At 55.2% G+C, this 22,480-nt stretch carries 24 protein-coding genes; 9 read left to right on the forward strand and 15 right to left on the reverse strand.

The window, feature by feature from the left end; genetic code table 11:
- The first annotated feature begins 838 nt into the window (after nucleotides 1-838).
- Entirely contained in the window at nucleotides 839-2,053 is a 1,215-nt protein-coding gene (alaA, locus tag RS584_RS16185) for an alanine transaminase AlaA (protein ID WP_003861471.1), read from the forward strand.
- A gap of 117 nt (nucleotides 2,054-2,170) precedes the next feature.
- The gene (gene yfbR / locus RS584_RS16190; protein WP_033487380.1) at nucleotides 2,171-2,770 is read left to right on the forward strand and encodes a 5'-deoxynucleotidase; all 600 of its coding nucleotides are present in this window, start codon (nucleotides 2,171-2,173) and stop codon (nucleotides 2,768-2,770) included.
- Nucleotides 2,771-2,850: 80 nt separating this feature from the next.
- Here yfbR and RS584_RS16195 read toward each other — a convergent pair whose 3' ends face one another.
- The 4 genes from RS584_RS16195 to yfbV all read right to left on the reverse strand — a co-directional run bounded on the left by RS584_RS16195 (nucleotide 2,851) and on the right by yfbV (nucleotide 6,472).
- A complete protein-coding gene (locus tag RS584_RS16195) occupies nucleotides 2,851-4,683 on the reverse strand; it encodes an SLC13 family permease (protein ID WP_315748337.1) in 1,833 nt (610 codons plus the stop codon).
- A gap of 75 nt (nucleotides 4,684-4,758) precedes the next feature.
- Nucleotides 4,759-5,418: a sugar phosphatase gene (locus RS584_RS16200; protein ID WP_315748338.1), complete on the reverse strand. Its 660-nt coding sequence runs from the start codon at nucleotides 5,416-5,418 to the stop codon at nucleotides 4,759-4,761.
- An 11-nt stretch (nucleotides 5,419-5,429) separates the two neighbouring features.
- On the reverse strand, nucleotides 5,430-5,924 hold the full coding sequence (locus RS584_RS16205) for a YfbU family protein (RefSeq protein WP_003861461.1): 495 nt from the start codon (nucleotides 5,922-5,924) through the stop codon (nucleotides 5,430-5,432).
- A 92-nt stretch (nucleotides 5,925-6,016) separates the two neighbouring features.
- Nucleotides 6,017-6,472 carry a terminus macrodomain insulation protein YfbV gene (gene yfbV / locus RS584_RS16210; RefSeq protein ID WP_017383434.1) on the reverse strand — a complete coding sequence of 152 codons (456 nt, stop codon included), beginning with the start codon at nucleotides 6,470-6,472 and terminating at the stop codon, nucleotides 6,017-6,019.
- A 337-nt stretch (nucleotides 6,473-6,809) separates the two neighbouring features.
- Between yfbV and ackA the strand changes: the two genes are divergently transcribed.
- Nucleotides 6,810-8,012 (forward strand): acetate kinase, encoded by a 1,203-nt coding sequence (gene ackA, locus RS584_RS16215; RefSeq protein ID WP_015572267.1) that lies wholly within the window; start codon nucleotides 6,810-6,812, stop codon nucleotides 8,010-8,012.
- Nucleotides 8,013-8,087: 75 nt separating this feature from the next.
- Entirely contained in the window at nucleotides 8,088-10,229 is a 2,142-nt protein-coding gene (gene pta, locus RS584_RS16220) for a phosphate acetyltransferase (RefSeq protein WP_063619654.1), read from the forward strand.
- A 108-nt stretch (nucleotides 10,230-10,337) separates the two neighbouring features.
- Here pta and RS584_RS16225 read toward each other — a convergent pair whose 3' ends face one another.
- From RS584_RS16225 to RS584_RS16245, 5 genes are all read right to left on the reverse strand, one after another.
- A complete protein-coding gene (locus tag RS584_RS16225) occupies nucleotides 10,338-11,291 on the reverse strand; it encodes a transketolase family protein (RefSeq protein WP_015572265.1) in 954 nt (317 codons plus the stop codon).
- A complete protein-coding gene (locus RS584_RS16230) occupies nucleotides 11,284-12,114 on the reverse strand; it encodes a transketolase (protein ID WP_039270261.1) in 831 nt (276 codons plus the stop codon). Before RS584_RS16230 ends, RS584_RS16225 begins: the two co-directional genes overlap by 8 nt.
- Nucleotides 12,111-13,502: a PTS ascorbate transporter subunit IIC gene (locus RS584_RS16235; protein WP_017383437.1), complete on the reverse strand. Its 1,392-nt coding sequence runs from the start codon at nucleotides 13,500-13,502 to the stop codon at nucleotides 12,111-12,113. Before RS584_RS16235 ends, RS584_RS16230 begins: the two co-directional genes overlap by 4 nt.
- Nucleotides 13,503-13,523: 21 nt before the next feature.
- Nucleotides 13,524-13,796: a PTS sugar transporter subunit IIB gene (locus RS584_RS16240; protein WP_003861447.1), complete on the reverse strand. Its 273-nt coding sequence runs from the start codon at nucleotides 13,794-13,796 to the stop codon at nucleotides 13,524-13,526.
- Between the two features lie 79 nt (nucleotides 13,797-13,875).
- A complete protein-coding gene (locus RS584_RS16245; RefSeq protein ID WP_017383438.1) occupies nucleotides 13,876-14,319 on the reverse strand; it encodes a PTS sugar transporter subunit IIA in 444 nt (147 codons plus the stop codon).
- Nucleotides 14,320-14,555: 236 nt separating this feature from the next.
- Here RS584_RS16245 and RS584_RS16250 point away from each other — a divergent pair, with 236 nt between their 5' ends.
- The gene (locus RS584_RS16250; protein ID WP_017383439.1) at nucleotides 14,556-15,575 is read left to right on the forward strand and encodes a LacI family DNA-binding transcriptional regulator; all 1,020 of its coding nucleotides are present in this window, start codon (nucleotides 14,556-14,558) and stop codon (nucleotides 15,573-15,575) included.
- Between the two features lie 3 nt (nucleotides 15,576-15,578).
- On the opposite strand, the gene yfcD is transcribed toward RS584_RS16250, so the two are convergent.
- From yfcD to yfcF, 3 genes are read right to left on the reverse strand one after another with little or no spacing between them, the layout of a single operon-like run.
- Nucleotides 15,579-16,145: an NUDIX hydrolase YfcD gene (gene yfcD, locus RS584_RS16255; protein ID WP_006811396.1), complete on the reverse strand. Its 567-nt coding sequence runs from the start codon at nucleotides 16,143-16,145 to the stop codon at nucleotides 15,579-15,581.
- Between the two features lie 55 nt (nucleotides 16,146-16,200).
- Entirely contained in the window at nucleotides 16,201-16,752 is a 552-nt protein-coding gene (gene yfcE, locus RS584_RS16260; protein WP_003861437.1) for a phosphodiesterase, read from the reverse strand.
- Between the two features lie 56 nt (nucleotides 16,753-16,808).
- Nucleotides 16,809-17,453, reverse strand: a complete 645-nt coding sequence (yfcF, locus tag RS584_RS16265; protein ID WP_017692996.1) for a glutathione transferase — start codon at nucleotides 17,451-17,453, stop codon at nucleotides 16,809-16,811.
- 140 nt (nucleotides 17,454-17,593) lie between these two features.
- On the opposite strand from yfcF, the gene yfcG reads away from it, so the two are divergent.
- From yfcG to RS584_RS16285, 4 genes are all read left to right on the forward strand, one after another.
- A complete protein-coding gene (yfcG, locus tag RS584_RS16270) occupies nucleotides 17,594-18,223 on the forward strand; it encodes a GSH-dependent disulfide bond oxidoreductase (protein WP_003861434.1) in 630 nt (209 codons plus the stop codon).
- 75 nt (nucleotides 18,224-18,298) lie between these two features.
- Nucleotides 18,299-18,667 (forward strand): dihydroneopterin triphosphate 2'-epimerase, encoded by a 369-nt coding sequence (folX, locus tag RS584_RS16275; protein ID WP_149603781.1) that lies wholly within the window; start codon nucleotides 18,299-18,301, stop codon nucleotides 18,665-18,667.
- A gap of 13 nt (nucleotides 18,668-18,680) precedes the next feature.
- A complete protein-coding gene (locus RS584_RS16280; protein WP_315748339.1) occupies nucleotides 18,681-19,574 on the forward strand; it encodes a TIGR01777 family oxidoreductase in 894 nt (297 codons plus the stop codon).
- A 44-nt stretch (nucleotides 19,575-19,618) separates the two neighbouring features.
- Nucleotides 19,619-20,152 carry a GNAT family N-acetyltransferase gene (locus RS584_RS16285; RefSeq protein ID WP_252010711.1) on the forward strand — a complete coding sequence of 178 codons (534 nt, stop codon included), beginning with the start codon at nucleotides 19,619-19,621 and terminating at the stop codon, nucleotides 20,150-20,152.
- A gap of 97 nt (nucleotides 20,153-20,249) precedes the next feature.
- Here the strand turns inward: RS584_RS16285 and hisP are convergent, their stop codons facing one another.
- Genes hisP through RS584_RS16300 form a run of 3 tightly spaced genes read right to left on the reverse strand, consistent with a single transcriptional unit; the run spans nucleotide 20,250 to nucleotide 22,429 of the window.
- The gene (hisP, locus tag RS584_RS16290) at nucleotides 20,250-21,023 is read right to left on the reverse strand and encodes a histidine ABC transporter ATP-binding protein HisP (RefSeq protein WP_315750002.1); all 774 of its coding nucleotides are present in this window, start codon (nucleotides 21,021-21,023) and stop codon (nucleotides 20,250-20,252) included.
- A gap of 9 nt (nucleotides 21,024-21,032) precedes the next feature.
- The gene (locus tag RS584_RS16295) at nucleotides 21,033-21,746 is read right to left on the reverse strand and encodes an ABC transporter permease (protein ID WP_003861424.1); all 714 of its coding nucleotides are present in this window, start codon (nucleotides 21,744-21,746) and stop codon (nucleotides 21,033-21,035) included.
- On the reverse strand, nucleotides 21,743-22,429 hold the full coding sequence (locus tag RS584_RS16300) for a histidine ABC transporter permease HisQ (RefSeq protein WP_315748340.1): 687 nt from the start codon (nucleotides 22,427-22,429) through the stop codon (nucleotides 21,743-21,745). The genes RS584_RS16295 and RS584_RS16300 overlap by 4 nt, the downstream gene beginning before the upstream one ends.
- Nucleotides 22,430-22,480 lie beyond the last annotated feature (51 nt).

Genomic DNA, 22,480 nt, shown 5'->3' on the forward strand with positions numbered 1-22,480 from the left:
CCGGCAGACTGCCTGACAGATAGTTATTGTACTGCGGTATATCACCAGTCAGAAATCACGTTTCATGACGTTATTTTTATTCTCTTGCGTCCAGGATATTTCGTTGTTTGCAGGTCGATGTTAATACCATAAAGAGTAAGACATGTTTTCTGCCATCTATATCGCAGCGTTGGCAACGTAGCAAGATGTGACTTACCCAATCAGCCAGAGATAACTTTAACAATAACAATCGATTAATACAGGAAAGCAGTATCCGATATACGTAACAGGCCTATCGCTATGCTGCATTCCCGAAACACATCTTAACCCAAATCCACTATATTTATAAGTCTTATTGCAATATTAAGGATTTATCGCCAATGATAAGCAACTACACTCTTTTTATTAAAATTAACGAAAGTTGCATTTTCGTCGTTAATAATAAATAAAGTTTAATTTAGATTCAGGCCATTCATTAATAACCCTTAACATTAATTTCACATGAGTAACTTTTAACCTGGCTTTGCTAATATGGCAATCGGTATCTCAGCATTCAGGTTTTACGAATGGTCACTCAGAGGGACTAATGCATCAGCCCGAATCGTCTTTTTATTTATTCCAGAATAATATTCATCTTTATATGAAATTTTTAGCATAAACAACCCATCACCCCTCTTTATCACGATAAATTCAGGCACAAAATCACTCCGTCGTTAGAGTAAGCGATCACCGCGGCATTGCCCGGTTGGACGAAATCTTCTTCTGTGCGCCCTTCAAAACGAAGCGCGGTGGGAGTACATTGTTCCGTGCTCACTTCCACGGCAGGAAGTTGCAATAATAGCGAAAAGGTTAAAGGTTCATGTCCCCTATCGAAAAATCCAGCAAGCTCGACAACGTCTGTTACGACATCCGTGGCCCGGTACTCAAAGAGGCAAAACGCCTTGAAGAGGAAGGCAATAAGGTTCTGAAACTCAACATCGGCAACCCCGCGCCATTTGGTTTTGAAGCGCCGGATGAGATCCTGGTGGATGTGATCCGCAACCTGCCCACTGCACAAGGCTACTGCGATTCAAAAGGGCTTTATTCCGCCCGTAAAGCCATCATGCAGCACTATCAGGCTCGCGGTATGCGCGACGTCACCGTTGAAGATATCTACATTGGCAACGGTGTCTCGGAGCTGATCGTTCAGGCGATGCAGGCGCTCCTGAACAGCGGCGATGAAATGCTGGTTCCTGCCCCAGATTATCCGCTGTGGACGGCTGCGGTGTCCCTGTCCAGCGGTAAAGCGGTGCACTACCTGTGCGACGAATCCTCTGACTGGTTCCCGGATCTGGATGATATTCGCGCCAAAATTACCCCGCGCACCCGGGGTATCGTGATCATTAACCCGAATAACCCGACGGGTGCGGTCTATTCAAAAGAGCTGCTGATGGAGATCGTCGAGATCGCCCGCCAGCACAACCTGATCATCTTTGCCGACGAGATTTACGACAAGATCCTGTACGACGCGGCGCAGCACCACTCTATCGCCGCGCTGGCGCCCGATCTGCTGACGGTCACCTTTAACGGACTGTCTAAAACTTATCGCGTTGCCGGTTTCCGTCAGGGCTGGATGGTACTGAACGGTCCGAAAAAACATGCGAAAGGCTACATTGAAGGGCTGGAGATGCTGGCATCCATGCGTCTGTGCGCCAACGTACCGGCGCAACATGCGATCCAGACAGCACTCGGCGGCTATCAAAGCATCAGCGAGTTTATCGTTCCAGGCGGCCGCCTGTATGAACAGCGCAACCGTGCATGGGAATTGATTAATGATATTCCGGGCGTCTCCTGCGTGAAGCCTAACGGCGCTCTGTACATGTTCCCGAAAATCGACGCGAAGCGCTTCAATATTCACGACGACCAGAAAATGGTGCTCGACTTCCTGTTGCAGGAAAAAGTGCTGCTGGTTCAGGGGACGGCGTTTAACTGGCCGTGGCCGGATCACGTGCGTATCGTCACCCTGCCGCGCGAAGACGATCTCGAGATGGCCATCAGCCGCTTCGGGCGCTTCCTCTCCGGGTACCATCAGTAACGCTGACTTTCCGCCGGGTAGCGCTGCGCTTACCCGGCCTGCAACATCCGCAAATTTGCATCTTCCCTCCCCTCCCCGCACAATGAAGTCTGTCGCAGTGAAGACATAAGGTAACCTATGAGTCAGAGTCATTTCTTTGCCCACCTCTCCCGCCTGAAACTCATCAACCGCTGGCCGCTGATGCGCAACGTGCGTACTGAAAATGTGTCGGAGCACAGTTTGCAGGTTGCCATGGTCGCGCACGCGCTGGCCGCGATTAAAAACCGCAAATTCAACGGGCAGGTGAATGCCGAACGTATCGCCCTGCTGGCGATGTATCACGATGCATCTGAAGTGCTGACCGGTGATCTGCCTACGCCGGTGAAATATTTCAACTCGCAGATTGCCCAGGAATATAAGGCCATTGAGAAGATTGCCCAGCAGAAGCTGATCGACATGGTGCCTGAAGAGCTGCGCGATATCTTCGGGCCGCTGATCGACGAGCATCAGTATACGGAAGAGGAGAAATCCCTGGTTAAGCAGGCTGACGCGCTGTGCGCCTACCTGAAGTGTCTGGAAGAGCTGTCCGCCGGGAATAACGAGTTCCTGCTGGCGAAATCACGCCTGGAGAAGACGCTCGACTCCCGCCGTAGCGAAGAGATGGACTACTTTATGCGCGTGTTTGTGCCGAGCTTCCATTTGTCGCTGGATGAGATTAGCCAGGATTCGCCACTCTGATTTTCGCCCAGCGGCGCTGCGCTTGCAGGGCCTACGGGGTTGTAGGCCGGGTAAGGCGTAGCCGCCACCCGGCAAAATGCTCAGAACGGAAACAGGACCGGTATCAATACCACGCACACCACCATCACCAGGACGGTGAACGGCACACCCAGCTTCACGAAATCACTGAACCTATAATTCCCGGGCCCCAGCACCAGCGTATTGACCGGGGAAGAGACCGGCGTCATAAATGCCGCGGACGCCGCCATCGCAACCATCATCGCAAACGGATACGGCGAAACGCCCATCGATTTTGCCATCGCCAGCGCAATGGGCGCCATCAGCACCGCCGTTGCGGTATTGGAGATGAACAAACCAATGGTGGCGCACATGACGAACAGGCAAACCATCATCAGGTACGGACCATATCCCCCTCCCGCGTCCATTAAGCCTTTCACGATCAAATCCACCCCGCCGGTTTTCTGTAGCGCCAGGGCGAAGGGCATCATCCCGACGATGAGAATGATGCTCGGCCAGTGAATCGCTTTGTAAGCGCTTTCGGCGTCAATACAGCGGAATTTGCCCATTAACAGACAGGCGATTATCGCCGCCACCGGGTTAGGGATCTCGTCCGTCAGCATCAGCGCGACCATCAATACCAGGCAAAAAATCGCATGGGGCGCCTGGCTGTGCGCCGGTGATGCATCGTTCTCTTCAATCGGCATATTCAGCACCACAAAATCGCGGCCTTTCTGCCCGAGCTGGCTAATCAGTTTCCAGTTGCCGACCACGAGGAAGATATCCCCCAGCAGGATCGGCTCATCCACCACCGCCCCTTCAAGGGCTACGCCATCGCGCTTCAGGCCCACCACGTTGAGGCCATAGCGGGTACGAAAACCGATTTCACGCACGGTTTTGCCCAATAACTCCGATTCCGGGATCAGCGACACCTCGGCCATTCCCACATCCAGCGCCTGGTCAGAGAAATACTCGCCGCGCAGGACCATCGGCTCCAGCAGCTGCTCGCTACAAAACTCCCGCAGATCCACGTCTGCGGTGGACATATCAATCAGCAGGACGTCACGCGCGCGAAACTCTGACACCCCGTTCACGTTAACGATCACCCGACGAAAACGACGCCAGCGCTCAACCCCGATGACGTTCGCGCCATAGCGTTCGCGTAGCTTAAGGTCATCCAGCCGCTGCCCCACCATAGGCGACCCCGGGCGGATAGCCAGACGTCGGGCACGCCCGGTCAGACGATACTCTTTAATCAGATCGCGGAAAGAGCGCCGCTTCCAGCCCTCTTTGGCTTTATCCAGCTTCTCCCCTTTCAGCGCGAAACGGGTCAATAGCATATAGATAATGCCCATCACCAGTACCACCAGCCCGATCGGCGTAACGCTGAAAAAGCTAAACCCCTCAAGCCCCTCACGGATCAGTTCGCTGTTCACGACGAGGTTCGGCGGCGTCGCGACCAGCGTCATCATGCCGCTGATGAGCCCGGCGAAGCTCAACGGCATCATCAGCCGCGACGGGGAGATCTGCATCCTCATGCAGACGCTCAGCACGACCGGAATAAAGATGGCCACGACGCCCGTAGAGCTCATAAACGCGCCCAGCCCGGCGACCGTCAGCATCAGGTAAATCAGCATTTTGGTTTCGCTGCTGCCCGCCACCTTAACCAACCACGACCCCATCATCGTCGCCACGCCGGTGCGTACCAGCCCGTCGCCAATAATAAACAGGGCGGCAATCAAAATAACGTTGGGATCGCTAAACCCGGAAAAGGCTTCCGGCAGGGAAAGGGTACCGCTCAGAACGAATGCGACAATCACAAACAGGGCGACGGCATCCATGCGCACCTTGCCCGTGGCAAAAAGAATGATGGCGATTAACAGCAGGCTCAGGACCCAAATCAGTTCACCGTTCACAACATGTCCTTGTCAGTGGAGGAGAAGCAATTCTGCCATAAAAAAGCCCCGGTAATGCGGGGCTATATCATGGGATTACATTTTTAGCGAGACGGTTACAACTCCGTCTGACGCCTTCGAGACGTCGATGGCGGTCAGGGTGTTAAGCACGAAATCCGCCTCCTCCAGCCGGGGGGAACCCGCCGGGACGTTAACGGCAATGACGTGGCTTCCGGCGTTCAGCCCGGCCAGCACGCCTGCTGCCGCGTCTTCCACCACCACGCACTCCGCTGGCGCAAGGCCAAGCAGTTCAGCGCCGAGCAGAAACGCATCCGGTTCAGGCTTGCCGCGCTTCACGCGCTCAGCGGTAATGAAGACGTCCGGCGTCGGTAAACCAGCCGCCTTATGGCGGGCATGCGCGACGGGAACCGAGCCGGAGGTGACGATAGCCCACGGGATCTGCGCTTCATTCAGGTGCTCAAGCAGTTCACGCGCACCGGGCAGCGCGGTGATGCCCTCGGTATCGGTAGCTTCAATCTCCTCAAGATAGCGGAACTCCGCCTGAATCTCTTCCTCAGAACGTCCCGCCAGGAAGTGCCGCAATGAGGTAATGGCCTGTTTGCCATGGATGAAATTCAGTACGTCCTGATGGTCGATGCCGTGCCGGTCGGCCCAGTGGCACCACGAGCGCTCCACCACCGGTAGCGAATCCACCAGCGTACCGTCCAGATCAAACAGAAAACCTTTACACTGCACACACACCTCCGTCAGGCATTAATGATTTGTTGAATTTCGTTGCTGCTTAAATGGTACTGACGCGGACAGGCGTGCCACGCGCTCAGCATACGTTGATACTTATCCCACATCGGGGTCTGGGCGTTGAAGCCGTGCGTACCCGCATCAAAATGGGTGTAACGCCCTTCGGTATTCACCATAAAGCGTACATAGCTCAGATAGCGCGCTTCCGTCGCAGCATCAAAGCCCAGGAACGTCACGCGGCGCTCGTCAATGGTCTGCTGGTCCTTCAGATTGGTCCAGGACACATGCAGCGCATGGTACATCTCCATGATGTCGATAACGATACGGCAGGTTTCCTCTTTCAGTTCGCCAAATTCGCGATCCAGTTCGCGCATCTGCAAGCCAAAACCACGTTCAACAATGGTTTGCAGGCGGCTGTAGCGCGCAGCGTTATCGGGATCAAGCATAGTCATCATCTTGTACTGGTTAGACAAAATCAGACGTTGAGCATGGGTCATTTCCATCTTTCGACTCCTGTAGCGCATTGCACTGTAAAAAAAAGACACGGTAACTGATTGTTACTGTGCCTTCTTTTGGTCGTCGTTTCGATGATCAATCACAAGTCATCGAGGAATGTTTTATCAAGCTGTTTAAACGCACGCTTGAGGGTATCCGCCAGCGCCTGATAGTCTGGCTTGCCTTCAACCGGTGCCAGCGCCTGGCCCGCCTCCTCCAGTTTTCCACGCACTTCATAAAACCAGTGTAAAACAGAAGGCGGAAGTGGCGTGACGGAACGTTTGCCTAACCACCATAGCCCCTGCATCGGCAGGCTTAACGCAAAAAGCGCCGTCGCGACGGCAGGGCCAAGCTGTCCACCTAACGCTATCTGCCAGCACAGGGTAAAAACGGCAATCGGGGGCATAAAGCGAATCGCATAGCGCGTGGCGCGAATAGTGCGATTTTCAATAAACATGGGCGCGAGGCGCTTTTCCATCGGCCATGTCTTTGCGTAATGCTGTCCCCGACGAAACAGACTAAAAAAGTTCACGGACGGGATTTCGGGTGTCGACATGGCTGTACCTCAACTTCACATATAAAAATTAAAATTTTCGTGCAAAACCACAACAGGCTATGACAACGTTCAAAATATTTTGTCATCGCTACCCCGTATCGGGTATCCTGTGCCAGCCTGATAGGGCCGTAGACGATAAGCGTTAACTCGTCAAATTATCGCATATTATGCCATTGTCTGAAAAATGTTCAAAATGGCTTAAAATCATAGGTATTTCTTCCATCCTGCCAGAATGTTTGATTGGCATGATGTTAATCATAAATGTCTGGGTCAGCATGCGTTACGCTTTTAGACTCACTGACGTTTTTTTAGCCACGTATCAATAATAGGTACTTCCATGTCGAGTAAGTTAGTACTGGTTCTGAACTGCGGTAGCTCCTCACTGAAATTCGCCATCATCGATGCGCTCAACGGTGACGAGTACCTCTCTGGTTTGGCCGAATGTTTCCATCTGCCTGAAGCACGTATCAAGTGGAAGATGGACGGCAGCAAACAAGAAGCGGCTTTAGGTGCAGGCGCCGCTCACAGTGAAGCGCTGAACTTTATCGTTAACACTATTCTGGCACAAAAACCAGAACTGTCTGCTCAGCTGACCGCAATTGGTCACCGTATCGTCCACGGCGGCGAAAAATACACCAGTTCCGTGGTAATCGACGACTCCGTGATCCAGGGTATCAAAGACTCTGCGTCTTTCGCACCGCTGCATAACCCGGCTCACCTGATCGGTATCGCTGAAGCACTGAAATCCTTCCCGAGTCTGAAAGACAAAAACGTGGCCGTGTTTGATACCGCGTTCCATCAGACCATGCCGGAAGAGTCTTACCTCTATGCCCTGCCATACAGCCTGTACAAAGAGCACGGCGTCCGTCGTTACGGCGCACACGGCACCAGCCACTTCTATGTGACTCAGGAAGCCGCAAAAGTGCTGAACAAGCCGGTTGAAGAAGTCAACATCATCACCTGCCACCTGGGCAACGGTGGTTCTGTTTCCGCTATCCGCAACGGTAAGTGTGTTGACACCTCTATGGGTCTGACCCCGCTGGAAGGTCTGGTGATGGGTACCCGTTCCGGTGATATCGACCCGGCGATCATCTTCCACCTGCACGACACCCTGGGCATGAGCGTTGACGACATCAACAAAATGCTGACCAAAGAGTCTGGCCTGCTGGGCCTGACCGAGGTCACCAGCGACTGCCGTTACGTTGAAGACAACTACGCAGAAAAAGCTGACGCTAAACGTGCAATGGACGTTTATTGCCACCGTCTGGCGAAGTACATCGGTTCTTACACCGCGCTGATGGAAGGCCGTCTGGATGCTGTTATCTTCACCGGCGGTATCGGTGAGAACGCGGCAATGGTACGTGAACTGTCCCTGGGCAAACTGGGCGTTCTGGGCTTCGAAGTTGATCATGAGCGTAACCTGGCTGCCCGCTTCGGCAAGTCTGGCTTCATCAACAAAGAAGGCACCCGCCCTGCTATCGTTATTCCAACTAACGAAGAGCTGGTCATCGCGCAAGACGCGCACCGCCTGACTGCCTGATTCCACACCGCCAGCAATGCTGGCGGTGCTGTTTTGTAACCCGCCCAACGCGGCGGTAACGAAAGAGGATAAACCGTGTCCCGTACTATTATGCTGATCCCTACCGGAACCAGCGTCGGCCTGACCAGCGTCAGCCTCGGCGTGATCCGCGCTATGGAACGCAAAGGCGTTCGTCTGAGCGTCTTTAAGCCTATCGCCCAGCCACGTGCCGGTGGCGATGCGCCAGACCAGACCACCACCATCGTTCGCAAGAACTCCAATCTGCCAGCGGCTGAACCGCTGAAGATGAGCCACGTTGAATCTCTGCTCTCCAGCAACCAGAAAGACGTGCTGATGGAAGAGATCATTGCCAACTACCACGCAAACGCGCAGGACGCGGAAGTGGTGCTGGTTGAAGGCCTGGTCCCGACCCGTAAACACCAGTTTGCCCAGTCTCTGAACTTTGAAATCGCGAAAACCCTCAACGCAGAGATTGTTTTCGTGATGTCTCAGGGCACGGATACCCCAGAGCAGCTGAAAGAGCGTATCGAACTGACGCGCAGCAGCTTCGGCGGTGCGAAAAACACCAGCATCACCGGCGTGATTGTTAACAAGCTGAACGCGCCAGTAGATGAGCAGGGCCGTACGCGTCCTGACCTGTCCGAAATTTTTGACGACTCTTCCAAAGCGAAAGTCATCAAAGTTGACCCGGCTAAGTTGCAGGATTCCAGCCCGCTGCCAGTTCTGGGCGCGGTGCCATGGAGCTTCGATCTGATTGCCACCCGTGCAATTGATATGGCGCGTCACCTGAACGCCACCGTGATCAACGAAGGCGATATCAACACCCGCCGCGTGAAGTCCGTAACTTTCTGCGCACGCAGCATTCCACACATGCTGGAGCACTTCCGTGCAGGTTCCCTGCTGGTAACCTCCGCAGACCGTCCGGACGTGCTGGTTGCAGCCTGTCTGGCCGCGATGAACGGCGTGGAGATCGGCGCGATCCTGCTGACCGGTGCCTACGAGATGGACCCACGCGTAAGCAAGCTGTGCGAACGTGCGTTCGCCACTGGCCTGCCAGTCTTCATGGTGAACACCAACACCTGGCAGACCTCCCTGAGCCTGCAAAGCTTCAACCTCGAAGTGCCGGTTGATGACCACGAGCGTATCGAGAAAGTTCAGGAATACGTTGCGGGCTACATCAACGCAGACTGGATCGAATCCCTGACGGCGACCTCCGAGCGCAGCCGTCGTCTGTCTCCTCCAGCCTTCCGTTACCAGCTGACCGAGCTGGCGCGTAAAGCGGGCAAACGCGTGGTTCTGCCAGAAGGCGACGAACCACGTACCGTTAAAGCGGCAGCCATCTGTGCAGAACGCGGTATCGCGACCTGTGTGCTGCTGGGTAACCCGGATGAGATCAACCGCGTTGCGGCGTCTCAGGGCGTTGAGCTCGGCGCGGGCATCGAAATCGTTGATCCTGAGGTGGTCCGCGAAAGCTACGTTGCCCGTCTGGTTGAGCTGCGTAAGAACAAAGGCATGACCGAAGCCGTTGCGCGCGAGCAGCTGGAAGACAACGTGGTGCTGGGTACGCTGATGCTGGAGCAGGACGAAGTTGACGGTCTGGTTTCCGGTGCGGTTCACACCACCGCGAACACCATCCGTCCACCGTTGCAGCTGATCAAAACTGCACCGGGCAGCTCTCTGGTCTCCTCCGTGTTCTTCATGCTGCTGCCTGAACAGGTTTACGTTTACGGCGACTGCGCGATCAACCCGGACCCAACCGCAGAGCAGCTGGCAGAAATCGCTATCCAGTCTGCGGACTCCGCGATTGCCTTCGGTATCGAACCACGCGTCGCGATGCTCTCCTACTCCACCGGCACCTCTGGTGCAGGTAGTGACGTAGAGAAAGTCCGTGAAGCGACCCGCATTGCACAGGAAAAACGTCCGGATCTGATGATCGACGGCCCGCTCCAGTACGATGCCGCGGTAATGGCTGACGTGGCGAAATCCAAAGCGCCGAACTCGCCGGTTGCAGGTCGCGCTACCGTGTTCATCTTCCCGGATCTGAACACCGGTAACACCACCTATAAAGCGGTACAGCGTTCAGCAGACCTGATCTCCATCGGGCCAATGCTGCAAGGTATGCGCAAACCTGTGAACGACCTGTCCCGTGGTGCGCTGGTTGACGATATCGTCTACACCATCGCGCTGACGGCGATCCAGTCTTCGCAGCAGCAGTAAGCTAAAAAGCCCGGTGGCGCTAGCGCTTACCGGGCCTACGGTTTTGTAGGCCGGATAAGCGAAGCGCCATCCGGCAAGAGAGGCGACCACAAATGGTCGCCTTTTTTATTACAGCAGCTCCCGCGCCGCCGACACAATGTCATGTGCCGTCAGGCCATACTCCTTTTGCAAGAAGTCCTGCGTGCCCACCTGACCATATCGTTCCTTCACCCCCACCCGCCGCATAGGCACCGGACAGGTTTCCACCAGCACTTCCGCCACCGCCGACCCCAGCCCGTTGTGAATGCTGTGGTTTTCGCAGGTCACAATACGCCCGGTTTTCTCGGCATAGTTTTTCACCAGCATCCGATCGATGGGCTTCAGGGTAAACATGTCGATGACCGCTGCGCTTACCCCCTCCTGCTCCAGCTGGCGCGCCGCCTCCAGCGCTTCCGCCACCATAATGCCGTTAGCAATCAGGGTAATATCGGTTCCCTCGCGCAGCACGTTGCCCTTGCCGATGGTGAAGGTTGACCCCGGGGCATACACGCTCGGCGCCTGTTTACGGATGGTCCTTACCCAGTAAAAGCCTTCCAGGTCGATAAGCTGACGCAGCACATCTTCGAACATCACCGCATCGGTCACCTCCAGCACCACTGAATGCGCCAGACCGCGCACGATGCCCATATCCTCAAACGACATATGCGTCCCGCCGTTGTGACAGGCCGTCACGCCCGCATCCGAGGCAATCACCTTCACGTTATTGCGCTGGTAGTCCAGGGACATAAACAGCTGGTCAAAGCAGCGACGGCTGGCAAAAGCGGTAAAGGTATGAACGAACGGCTTACGTCCGGTGAGCGACAGCCCGGCGGCCGTCCCAATCACGTTGGCCTCCATAATGCCGCAGTTGATGACGTGCTGTGGGTAATCACGCGCTACGCCGTCCATCGCCATCGAACTCATCAGATCCGCTTCGAGCGCAATGATCTCGCTCCCGGCCTCAATCTGTTTTGCCACAAAACCCGCGTAGACCTTACGCATCTCAACGGCATCTTTCTGTCCTGTCGGTGCAACCTTAATCATGTGAAGCCTCCAGTTGGCGAATCGTCTCGTTAAGCGCCGCTTTGCTCTCCTCGGTTAATCGCAGGTGATGCGAGTTGCTGAGCTGTTCCAGGTATGGCACCCCCTGCCCTTTGATGCTGTCGAGGATCACCACCCGCGGACGCGCATCGGCCTCAGGGATCGGCGCGGTCACCTCCAGCAGCGCCGGAATGTCATCCCCTTTCACCGTCACCACGTCAAAACCAAAGGCGCGGAATTTGCCTTCCAGGTCGAAGGCGCTGATGATTTCGTCCAGCTCGCCGTCGAGCTGCTGTTTGTTCCAGTCCACGAATACCGTCAGGTTATTCAGTCGATGGTGAGCGATAAACTGGAAGGCTTCCCAGCACTGCCCTTCATTCAGTTCTCCGTCGCCAACGATGCAAAACACCCGGTTTGGCCTTCCTGCCAGCTTGTGCGACAGCGCCATGCCGCCAGCGATGGAGATCCCCTGCCCCAGTGAACCGGTGGTGGCATCCACGCCGCGTGTTTTCAGGCGATCCGGATGACTTGGCAGACGCGTCCCGTTCTGGTTCAGCGTGCTCAGCTCTTCAATCGGGAAGTAGCCCTTAATCGCCAGCGTGCTGTACAGCGCCGGCCCCGCATGGCCTTTCGACAGCACAAAGTAATCGCGCTCTGGCCAGTCCGGATCGGCCGGGTCAATTTTCATTACCGCGCCGTACAGAACGGCCAGCGTTTCAACGACTGACATGCTGCCGCCGTAGTGCCCAAAACCCAGCTGCGTAAGGGATTTCAGCGTCTCAAGGCGGATCTGACGCGCCAGTTCGGTTATTTCATTCTCATTCATGATTTGGCTCCGGGGTTTTCCTGCGCGTTACCGCTGGCAGGTTTGTTTTTAGCGAAGACGTTGTAGGCCACCAGCAGCGCGAACAACACAACAACCAGTCCGGTAATGGCAAGCGGCGACAGGAAGCGTGCCAGGTTGCCCAGCACAATCCCGACCGCACCAAAATCAGCGTCCGAGAAGGTCGTATTCGCAAAGCCAATTGCGCCCAGAACAGGCAGCAGCAGGACCGGCAGGAAGGTGATCAGCAGGCCGTTAGCAAACGCGCCAATCATCGCCCCGCGACGTCCGCCGGTGGCGTTACCAAACACGCCTGCTGTCGCACCGGTGAAGAAATGCGGCACAACGCCCGGGAGGATCAGCACCCAGCTAAACTGACCGCAGATGAACAACCCAACAATCCCGCCGAGGAAGCTAAACAGGAAGCCAATCAGCACCGCGTTTGGCGCATACGGGTAGACTACCGGGCAGTCCAGCGCAGGCCGCGCATTGGGCACCAGTTTTTCCGAGAAGCCGGTAAAGGCCGGGACGATTTCCGCCAGAATCAGGCGCACGCCCTGCAAGATGATGAACACGCCTGCCGCGAAGGTGATGGCCATAATGATGGCGTATACCAGGTAGTTTTGGCCGCCGCTGAAGGTGGCCTCCACGTACTCACGTCCGGCGCTCACCGCCATGATCAGGTAGATAATCATCATGGTCAGGGAGATGGAGATTGAACTGTCACGCAGGAAGCTAAGGTTCTTCGGCAGGTTCATCTCTTCGGTGGAGCGCGAGCCTTTCCCGACCTTGCTGCCAATCCAGCCGGACAGCACGTAGCCCAGCGTGCCGAAATGACCGAAGGCGATCTCATCGTTGCCGGTAATACGCTTCATATAGCGCTGCGCAATCGCCGGGAAGAAGGCCATAATCAGGCCGAGGATCAACGAACCGGTAAAGACCAGCCCGACCCCCTCGAAGCCTGCAACCGTCAGGATCACGCCGATCATGCATGCCATGTAGAAGGTGTGATGCCCGGTGAGGAAGATGTACTTCAGGCGGGTAAAGCGCGCAACAATAATATTCGCCACCATCCCGAAGGCCATAATGAGCGCGGTGGAAGCGCCATATTTTTCCAGGGCAATCGACACAATAGCTTCATTGTTGGGAATAATGCCCTGAATATTAAAGGCGTGCTCAAACATACCGCCGAGCGGATTTAAAGAGCCCACCAGCACAGTTGCGCCGCCGCCCAGTACAATAAAGCCGAGAATGGTTTTAATTGTGCCTTTTACCACATCCGAAAAGGCTTTTTTCTGCGCCACAAGACCAATCAGAGCAATTAACCCGACCAGCACTGAAGGGACTTTTAAAATATCAACAACGAAATTCAGCGTTTCAAGGATAAACATATCCACCTCGCCTTATCAGGATTATTGTCTTTCGAACCAGGCGCGCAGCTGCGCTTCGAGTTCGTTGATATCGATGATATTGTTGATTACCACCAGCTGGCTTTCCGGCACGCTGGCGCTGGCGGCAATGTCTTTCGCCATTACAAACAGGTCCGCCGCGCCCGGCGTGGCCGAGGAGAGATCGGAGTGTTCAACCTCGGCCTCAATTTCCAGTTTTTTGAGCACCTTTTTAATATTCATTTCGACCATAAAACTGCTGCCCAGGCCGGAGCCGCAAATAGCCATGATTTTCATTGTTATCCCCTTTTTTAAGTAGAGTACGTCCCATCACGCTGACGCGTAATGTTGAGATGAATCGGATTAAATAATTAAATCAAAAGCGATCGATAACGGTTTTTATCTCCTCCAGCGTATTCGCCCGATGTAATTCAGCCATATCTTCGTCGCTGGAAAATAATTCCGCCAAGGCTGAGATCATTTCGATATGGCTATGCTTGTCCGGTGCCGCCAGCATCACAATCACATCGACGGGGTCAAACTCACCGGCACCAAAAGAGACGCCCTGTTTTAGTTTTAATAATGACAGGCCAAGTCCTTTCGCCCCTTCTTCCGGTCGCGCATGTGGCATTGCCAGCCCTGGAGCCAGCACATAGTAGGGACCTAACGTCTGGTGCTGCTCGATGATAGCCGTGACATATTCCGGCGCAATGACCTGCAAATCCAGCAGCGGTTTCGCGCACAGTTCCAGCGCCTGGGGCCAGCTTTCAACGCTATCCTGTAGGATGATGGTTGTATCATATATCCACTTTTTGAGCATTTTTCACTCCCGCTAAAGACCAGACATGGGCAAACTCTATTCAACCCATCAATCAATGACTGCGATCGCGATCACAAAGATAGCGCTACCAACGACTAACATGCAGAACTGTGATAGCGCTATCAAATTGCTATCATGGTGCGAAATCACAGCAAAAAAAGGGATTTAAGGCGTATACTGCCTGTCACGTAAAATGAAGGATGAAACTGAATCGCGTCCTGTCAGCAGGAAGATGTATGTCTTTAACCCGAAAACGGCGCAGTACCGGAAAAGTAACGCTCGCGGATGTCGCACAGCTTGCCGGCGTAGGCACGATGACTGTTTCCCGTGCCCTCCGCACGCCCGAACAGGTTTCCGATAAACTGCGTGAAAAAATTGAAGCCGCGGTGCAGGAGCTGGGTTATATGCCCAATCTTGCCGCCAGCGCACTGGCATCGGCGTCGTCATGGACGATTGCGATGGTAGTTCCCAATCTTTCCGAAGCTGGCTGTTCCGAGATGTTCGCCGGGCTACAGCAGGTGCTCCAGCCAGCCGGATATCAGATCATGCTGGCGGAATCTCAGCATCGTCTTGAACAGGAAGAGAAACTGCTCGAAACGCTGCTGGCATCGAATATCGCCGCGGCGATACTGCTCAGCGTTGAGCACTCCGATACCGTACGCCACTGGCTAAAAAACGCCTCTATCCCGGTGATGGAAATGGGTGCAATGCGTGCCGATCCGATTGATATGAATATCGGGATTGATAACGTCGCCGCCATGTATGAGCTTACCGAGATGGTGATTCAGCGTGGCTACCAGAATATCGGCCTGCTGTGCGCTAACCAGGAGCAGTGGATTTTTCAGCAGCATTTGCAGGGCTGGTACAAGGCGATGCTGCGCCACCACCTGTCGCCGAACAGAGTGATTAATGCCGCCATGCCGCCGAACTTCTCCACCGGTGCGGCACAACTGCCAGAGTTCCTGCTGGCGTGGCCGGAACTGGATGCGCTGGTGTGCGTATCAGATGAACTGGCCTGCGGCGCGCTGTATGAGTGCCAGCGTCGGCGCATCAAAGTGCCGGACGATTTAGCGGTCGTGGGCTTTGGCGACAGCGACGTCAGCCGCGTCTGCCAGCCGCCGCTGACAACGATGGCAGTACCGCATCGCAAGATTGGGATTGAAGCCGGGAAAGCGTTACTGGAACGTCTGAATGACGGAGACTGGCGCGATCATAAACCCATCGCGTCCAGCCTGTGTCTGCGGGAAAGCTGTTAAGGCTTACTCAGCCTCTTCCTCTTTTTCTGCCTTATTTTCCGGTTTAGCGGATTCGTTTTTGGCGTTGCGGGTCATCCACAGCGCCAGTGCTTTAAGAGAATCCGGCGTGAACTCGTCGCAACGCGCGGTGATCTCTTCCGGCGTCATCCAGCACACTTCGCTCACTTCCTCTTCCTGCAAGGCGAAAGGTCCGTGGGAAACGCAGCTAAACAGCCCGCCCCAGACGCGACAATGCTCATCTTCGAAATAAAACTGTCCGTGCTCGGCAAACGGCACGCCAGCGATACCTAACTCTTCTTCCGCTTCACGACGCGCGGAATCCAGCAATACTTCATCGGCCTGCACGACGCCACCCGCTGTGGCATCCAGCATACCAGGAAGAAAATCTTTGGTGTCGGTGCGACGCTGGACCAGAATCTTGCCCATGCCGTCATGAACAACGATGTAAGTCGCGCGGTGACGCAGACGCTCCGCACGCATTTGTTCGCGGCTGGCCTGCGCGATCACTTCATTCTCTTCGCTGACAATGTCAACCCACTCAGTACTTGCCAAATGATTCTGCTCCACCATCGGGAAACCTTCTCGTCTAAGCGCTCTTTCGGCGCGTTTGCAGTTGTGGTGTAACTTACGGATTAATCGCTATCTGCGCAATAACTTGCTGATCATTAAGTGCGATAACGCTTAATGTCCCGTCTTCATACATGCCGTAGCTTGCCGGGTTGCCGCCTTTAGGAATGCTGACAGACCCGGGATTAAAGTGATAAAACGCCCCGCGTTTTTCCGCCACCGGAATATGAGTATGACCATAAACCAGGACATCGCCAGCGGCGAGTGACGGCAGGTTATCCGGGCCGAACAGGTGCCCGTGGGTCAGGAACAAACGGCTGTTTTCCATCAACACCTGTTGCCAGGGAGCGGTGATGGGAAAATTCAGCAGCATCTGGTCAACTTCGCTGTCACAGTTGCCGCGAACGGCGATAATGCGCGAGGCAAAATGATTAAGTTTTTCCGCCACCTGCGCGGGAGCGTAGCCTTCCGGCAACGCATTGCGTGGGCCGTGGTTTAACACGTCGCCCAGGATCACCAGCCATTGCGCTCCGCTTTGGGCGAACAGAGAAAGCACGCGTTCGGTCGCGGGCAGCGATCCATGAATATCCGACGCAAACATCAGTTTCATCAGTTACTCCTCAGGAATTCAGACTGCCCCTATCATACCTCAAGCGCCCCGTCTTATCAGCCCGCGCGCTTAGCAGAGAGTGCCAGATAGCGCTGTACCGACGCGCGTTGCCACTGGAATGTGGCGTAATCCACCAGCAGCTGTGGGACGTCATCGCCATTGAGGATCAAGCGATTGAGCATCAGCGCCAGATCGGTGTCGGCAATACACCACTCGCCAAACAGGTTGGGGTTACCCTGCGCCAGCAGCGATGAGGCAGTTTCGATCAGCTTCCGGGCGCTGGATAAGCCTTCCTCGCTGAGGGCGGGCTTTTTGACGCCAGCAAACACCACGTCCGTAGAGCGTTCTGTGCGAATCGGCACCAGGTCGCTACGCAGCCATGCCTGGATCTGGCGGGCGCGGGCGCGCTTTTGCAGATCGTGAGGATAGATGCGTTCCCACTCTGGCGGGGCAAAGCGGTCCTCAAGATACTCGTCAATCGCCGAGGATTCACTCAACTCAAAACCGTCGATCTCCAGCACAGGGACTCGGCGAGTGAGCGCGTAGCCCTGCCACTGGGGCTTCAGATGTTCGCCGCTGTCCAGGTCGACGGTTTTCAGACTAAAAGTAAGCCCCTTTTCTGCCAGCGCCACATAAACGCTCATGACATAAGGAGAAAAAAAGTTCGCATCGGACCACAACGTTATTACAGGCTGGCTCATAACATCCTCATCGGCTGATCGGTTTTCACTCAACATATAATCTCTTTGCCTCGCTGTCACTTGATGAAAACTCACGATTTACAACAAGCACCTATACTGATTTTTTATGGCAACACTATTCGCACTGACAGGAGTTGAGAATGATAGATCTCTATTATGCCCCCACCCCTAATGGCCATAAGATCACCCTCTTTCTCGAAGAAGCCGAAGTGGACTACCGGATCATTCGCGTGGATATCAGTAAAGGCGACCAGTTCCGCCCCGTTTTTCTGGCCATATCGCCCAACAATAAAATTCCGGCCATCATTGATAACCTGCCTTCTGACGGCGGCAAACCGTTAAGCCTGTTTGAGTCTGGAGAGATTTTGCTCTATCTGGCAGAGAAAACCGGCAAGCTCCTGAGCGGTGAATTGCGCGAGCGTCATCACACGCTGCAATGGTTATTCTGGCAGTCGAGCGGCCTGGGGCCAATGCTGGGGCAGAATCACCACTTTACCGCCTATGCGCCGCAGACGATCCCTTACGCCATTGAGCGATATCAGGTCGAAACCCAGCGCCTGTACGGGGTCCTGAACCGTCGGCTGGAAAAATCACCGTGGCTGGGAGGTGAGCATTACAGCATCGCAGATATCGCCTGCTGGCCGTGGATCAACACCCATGAACGCCACCGGATCGATCTGGCCACTTATCCGGCGGTGAACAACTGGTTTGAGCGCATCCGGACCCGCCCGGCAACCGAACGCGCCATGCAAAAAATCCATCAGATTTGAGCCTGCGCCCCGTTGGGTGCAGGTGTTCTCCTCATGTATGATGAGGTGAAAATACTGACACGGAGAAGACCTGCAATGTCCCAGCATGACGCTATTATTTGTATAAAAAACTTACGCTTACGCACGTTCATTGGTATCAAAGAGGAGGAGATCGCGAATCGCCAGGATATCGTGGTGAATGTGGTGATCCACTACCCGGCAGACAAGGCGCGCGCCAGCGAAGACATCAATGACGCGCTGAACTATCGCACGATCACCAAAAGCATCATCCAGTACGTTGAGAACAACCGTTTTGCGCTACTGGAAAAATTAACTCAGGATGTGCTCGACATCGCACGCGAACACCACTGGGTCACTTATGCTGAAGTGGAGATCGATAAACTTCACGCCCTGCGCTACGCCGACTCCGTCTCCATGACGTTAAGCTGGCAGCGCCAGGCGTAAACCTGGAGGTTGTATGAAGATCCTGCTCACCGGCGGTACGGGCCTGATTGGTCGCCATCTCATTCCACGTTTGCAGGCGTTGCATCACGACATTACCGTGGTCACGCGCAGCCCGGAGAAAGCGCGCCAGGTGCTGGGCGTCGGCGTTGAGATCTGGAAAGGCCTGGCGGAAAGGCAGGATCTGAACGGCTTTGACGCCGTCATCAACCTTGCTGGCGAACCTATCGCCGATAAACGCTGGACCGAAGAGCAAAAACAGCGTTTATGCAGCAGCCGCTGGAACATGACCGAAAGGCTGGTTGAGCTGATTCGCAGCAGCGAGACGCCGCCTTCGGTGCTGATTTCAGGTTCTGCTACAGGCTACTATGGCGATCTCGGTGAAGTGGTGGTGACCGAAGAGGAGCCGCCGCACAACGAGTTTACTCATAAACTCTGCGCCCAGTGGGAGCGCATCGCCTGCGCGGCGCAAAGCGATCGTACCCGCGTCTGCCTGCTGCGCACCGGCGTGGTACTTGCGCCGAAGGGCGGTATTCTCGGTAAAATGCTGCCGCCGTTTAAAATGGGGCTTGGCGGGCCCATCGGCAATGGTCGTCAGTATCTGGCGTGGATCCATATCGACGATATGGTCAACGGCATTCTCTGGCTGCTGGATAACGATCTGCGCGGGCCATTTAACATGGTATCCCCTTACCCCGTACGTCATGAACAATTTGCTCACGCCCTGGGGCATGCCCTGCATCGCCCGGCGGTGCTGCGCGTGCCTGCAACGGCGATTCGTCTGTTGATGGGTGAGTCTTCGGTGCTGGTGCTGGGCGGGCAACGCGCGCTGCCAAAACGGCTGGAAGCGGCCGGGTTCACGTTCCGCTGGTATGACCTGGAAGAGGCGCTGGGGGATGTGGTGCAGTGAATATGTTAGAGTTATACGCCATGTCTGGATGAGATGGCGTAACTATGGCAACCATTACCACAACCCGGCTTCACCTCACCCCTTTCGAACCTTCTGACTGGGCGTTCTTCCGCTCTCTGCGTGAAGACCCCGCCATCATGCGCTATATGGCCGCTATCACGCCGGAAAAAGAGACGCGCCGCGTATTTGCCGCGCGCCTGATGGCGGAGCATGTCTTTGTGATCCGTCTGCATAACGACGTTACGCCGCTCGGGGATATCGGCCTGCAAATCAGTGCGGCGAACCGTGAAGAGGCGGATATTGGCTACACGGTTGTGCCTGCCGCGCAGGGAAAAGGCATTGCCAGCGAAGCGCTGCGCGCGGTGTGTGAGTATGCATTTAACCAGACGGGCGTGAAGGCGATAAACGCGTACGTGCTGGCGGATAACGTTGGGTCGGTGCGGGTCCTTGAGAAAGCGGGTTTTGTGCGCACGCAGGTGCTGGAGAAGGCGTACGAGATTAACGGCGTACGGTATGACGACTGGGTGTATCGGCTGGAGTGTGGTGCGCGGGCGGCACTGCGTTTACGGGTTTTGTAGGCCCGGTAAGCGAAGCGCCACCGGGCAATTGGGCGGCTCTGCGGCCTGATGCCCTCACCCCGGCCCTCTCCCACAGGGAGAGGGAGAAAGACCAAACCTACTTCAACGAGCCTTTCAGGAACTGCTGCAACCGCGGGCTTTGCGGGTTCGCCAGCACCTCATCCGGATGACCCTGCTCTTCAATCTTGCCCTGATGCAGGAAGATAACGTGGTTAGAAACGTTACGGGCGAAGCCCATCTCGTGCGTCACCACCACCATCGTTTTGCCCTCTTCCGCCAGCTTTTGCATGATGCGCAGCACTTCGCCAACGAGTTCAGGATCCAGCGCGGAAGTCGGTTCGTCAAACAGCAACACTTCCGGCTCCATCGCCAGCGCACGGGCGATAGAAACACGCTGCTGCTGCCCCCCTGACAGGTGCACCGGATATTTGATCTGCTGCCGCTCGTCGATACCCACTTTCGCCAGGTATTTGACCGCACGCTCGCGGGCTTCCTGCTTGGTTAAGCCGAGCACCTGAACCGGCGCTTCCATCACGTTCTCCAGCACCGTCATGTGGCTCCAGAGGTTGAAGTGCTGGAACACCATCGTCAGGCGTGTACGCAGCAGGCGCAGCTGGTTTTTATCCGCCACTTTAAGCTGGCCGTCTTTATCACGGACCATGTTGATGTTCTGTCCGCTCACCACAATCGATCCTTCGCTCGGCTTTTCGAGGAAGTTGATGCAGCGCAGGAAGGTACTTTTACCCGAACCTGATGAGCCGATAATACTGATCACGTCGCCCGCGTTAGCCTCCAGCGACACCCCTTTCAGCACTTCATGTTCGCCGTAGCGCTTGTGCAAATCAATTACGTTTAATTTGTTCTCAGCCATCATAAATTCTCAGTGCGTCGACGGTTTTATATGCTGCAACCAGCGTTTTTCAGCCTTACGGAACAGGCTGATCAGGACGTAAGAAATGATCAAATAGAGCACTGCCGCAATGCCAAACGCCGTAAACGGCTGGTAGGTAGCAGAGTTAATATCGCGGGCAATCTTTAACAGATCCGGTACCGTGGCGGTAAACGCCAGTGCCGTCGAATGCAGCATTAAAATCACTTCGTTGCTGTAGGCCGGCAGCGCAATACGCAGCGCCGAAGGCAGAATAATACAGCGGTAGAGCTTCACGGACGAGAAGCCGTACGCGCGCGCCGCCTCGATCTCACCGTGCGGCACAGAACGGATGGCCCCGGCGAAGATCTCGGTGGTATAGGCGCAGGTATTGAGGGTCAGCGCCAGCACCGTACAGTTCAGACCGCTGCGGAAGAACGCGTTCAGCATCTCAGTGCCTTTCACGATCTCCAGCGTGTACATCCCGGAATAGAACACCAGCAGCTGCACGTACAGCGGCGTACCGCGAAACACGTAGGTGAACAGCCAGATAGGGAACTGGATAAATTTATTGTTCGACACGCGGCCAATGGCAAGAAACACCGCCAGAATGCCGCCCATTACCACCGAGGAGATCAGCAGCCACAGCGTGATGGCCACGCCAGTAAAGCGGTAACCATCCGTCCACAGCAGGGATTTCCAGTACTCCTGAATAATCTCAATCACAGGTCAGCCCTCTTCACACCCACGGAGTAGCGACGTTCGAGCAGAAGCAGCACACCATTGGAGACGGTCGTAAAGACCAGATAGATCACGCCGCAGACCACCGAAAAATAGAACGGTTCCCAGGTGCTTTTACCCGCCAGCTGCGTGGCCTTCACCACATCTTCCAGACCCAGCAGAGAGACCAGCGCCGTAGCCTTGAGAATAACCTGCCAGTTGTTACCGATGCCCGGCAGCGCGTAGCGCATCATGGCCGGGAACATGATCCGGCGAAACGTTTGTGAGGAGGTAAAACCGTAGGCGGTCGCCGCTTCAATATGCCCTTTCGGCACGGCCATGTAAGCGCCGCGGAAAGTCTCAGTGAAATAGGCACCGTAGATAAAACCAAGGGTAATAATACCGGCCACCATCGGGTCGATATCGATCTGCTCCATGCCGATGGCATCCGTCACGCCGTTAAGTGCGATTTGCAGGCCGTAAAAGATCAGCAGCATCAGCACCAGATCAGGCACGCCGCGAATCAGCGTGGTATAGCCTTCAAATATCAGCGCCAGCGGTCTGTTGGCGGATAATTTTGCCCCCGCGCCCGCCAGGCCTATCAGCACCGCCAGCACCACGGAGCTGATAGCCAGCTCAAGGGTGACAAGCGCGCCCTGTAAAATAACGCCAGAAAATCCGTACAGCATACCGCGTGCCCTGTCGTCTCGTGAGTGGTGGAACCGTGTCTTTTCCCCTCC

This window comes from Enterobacter sp. DTU_2021_1002640_1_SI_PRY_ASU_LCPMC_013, assembly GCF_032389435.1.
GTDB classification, from domain to species: Bacteria; Pseudomonadota; Gammaproteobacteria; order Enterobacterales; family Enterobacteriaceae; genus Enterobacter; species Enterobacter hormaechei_C.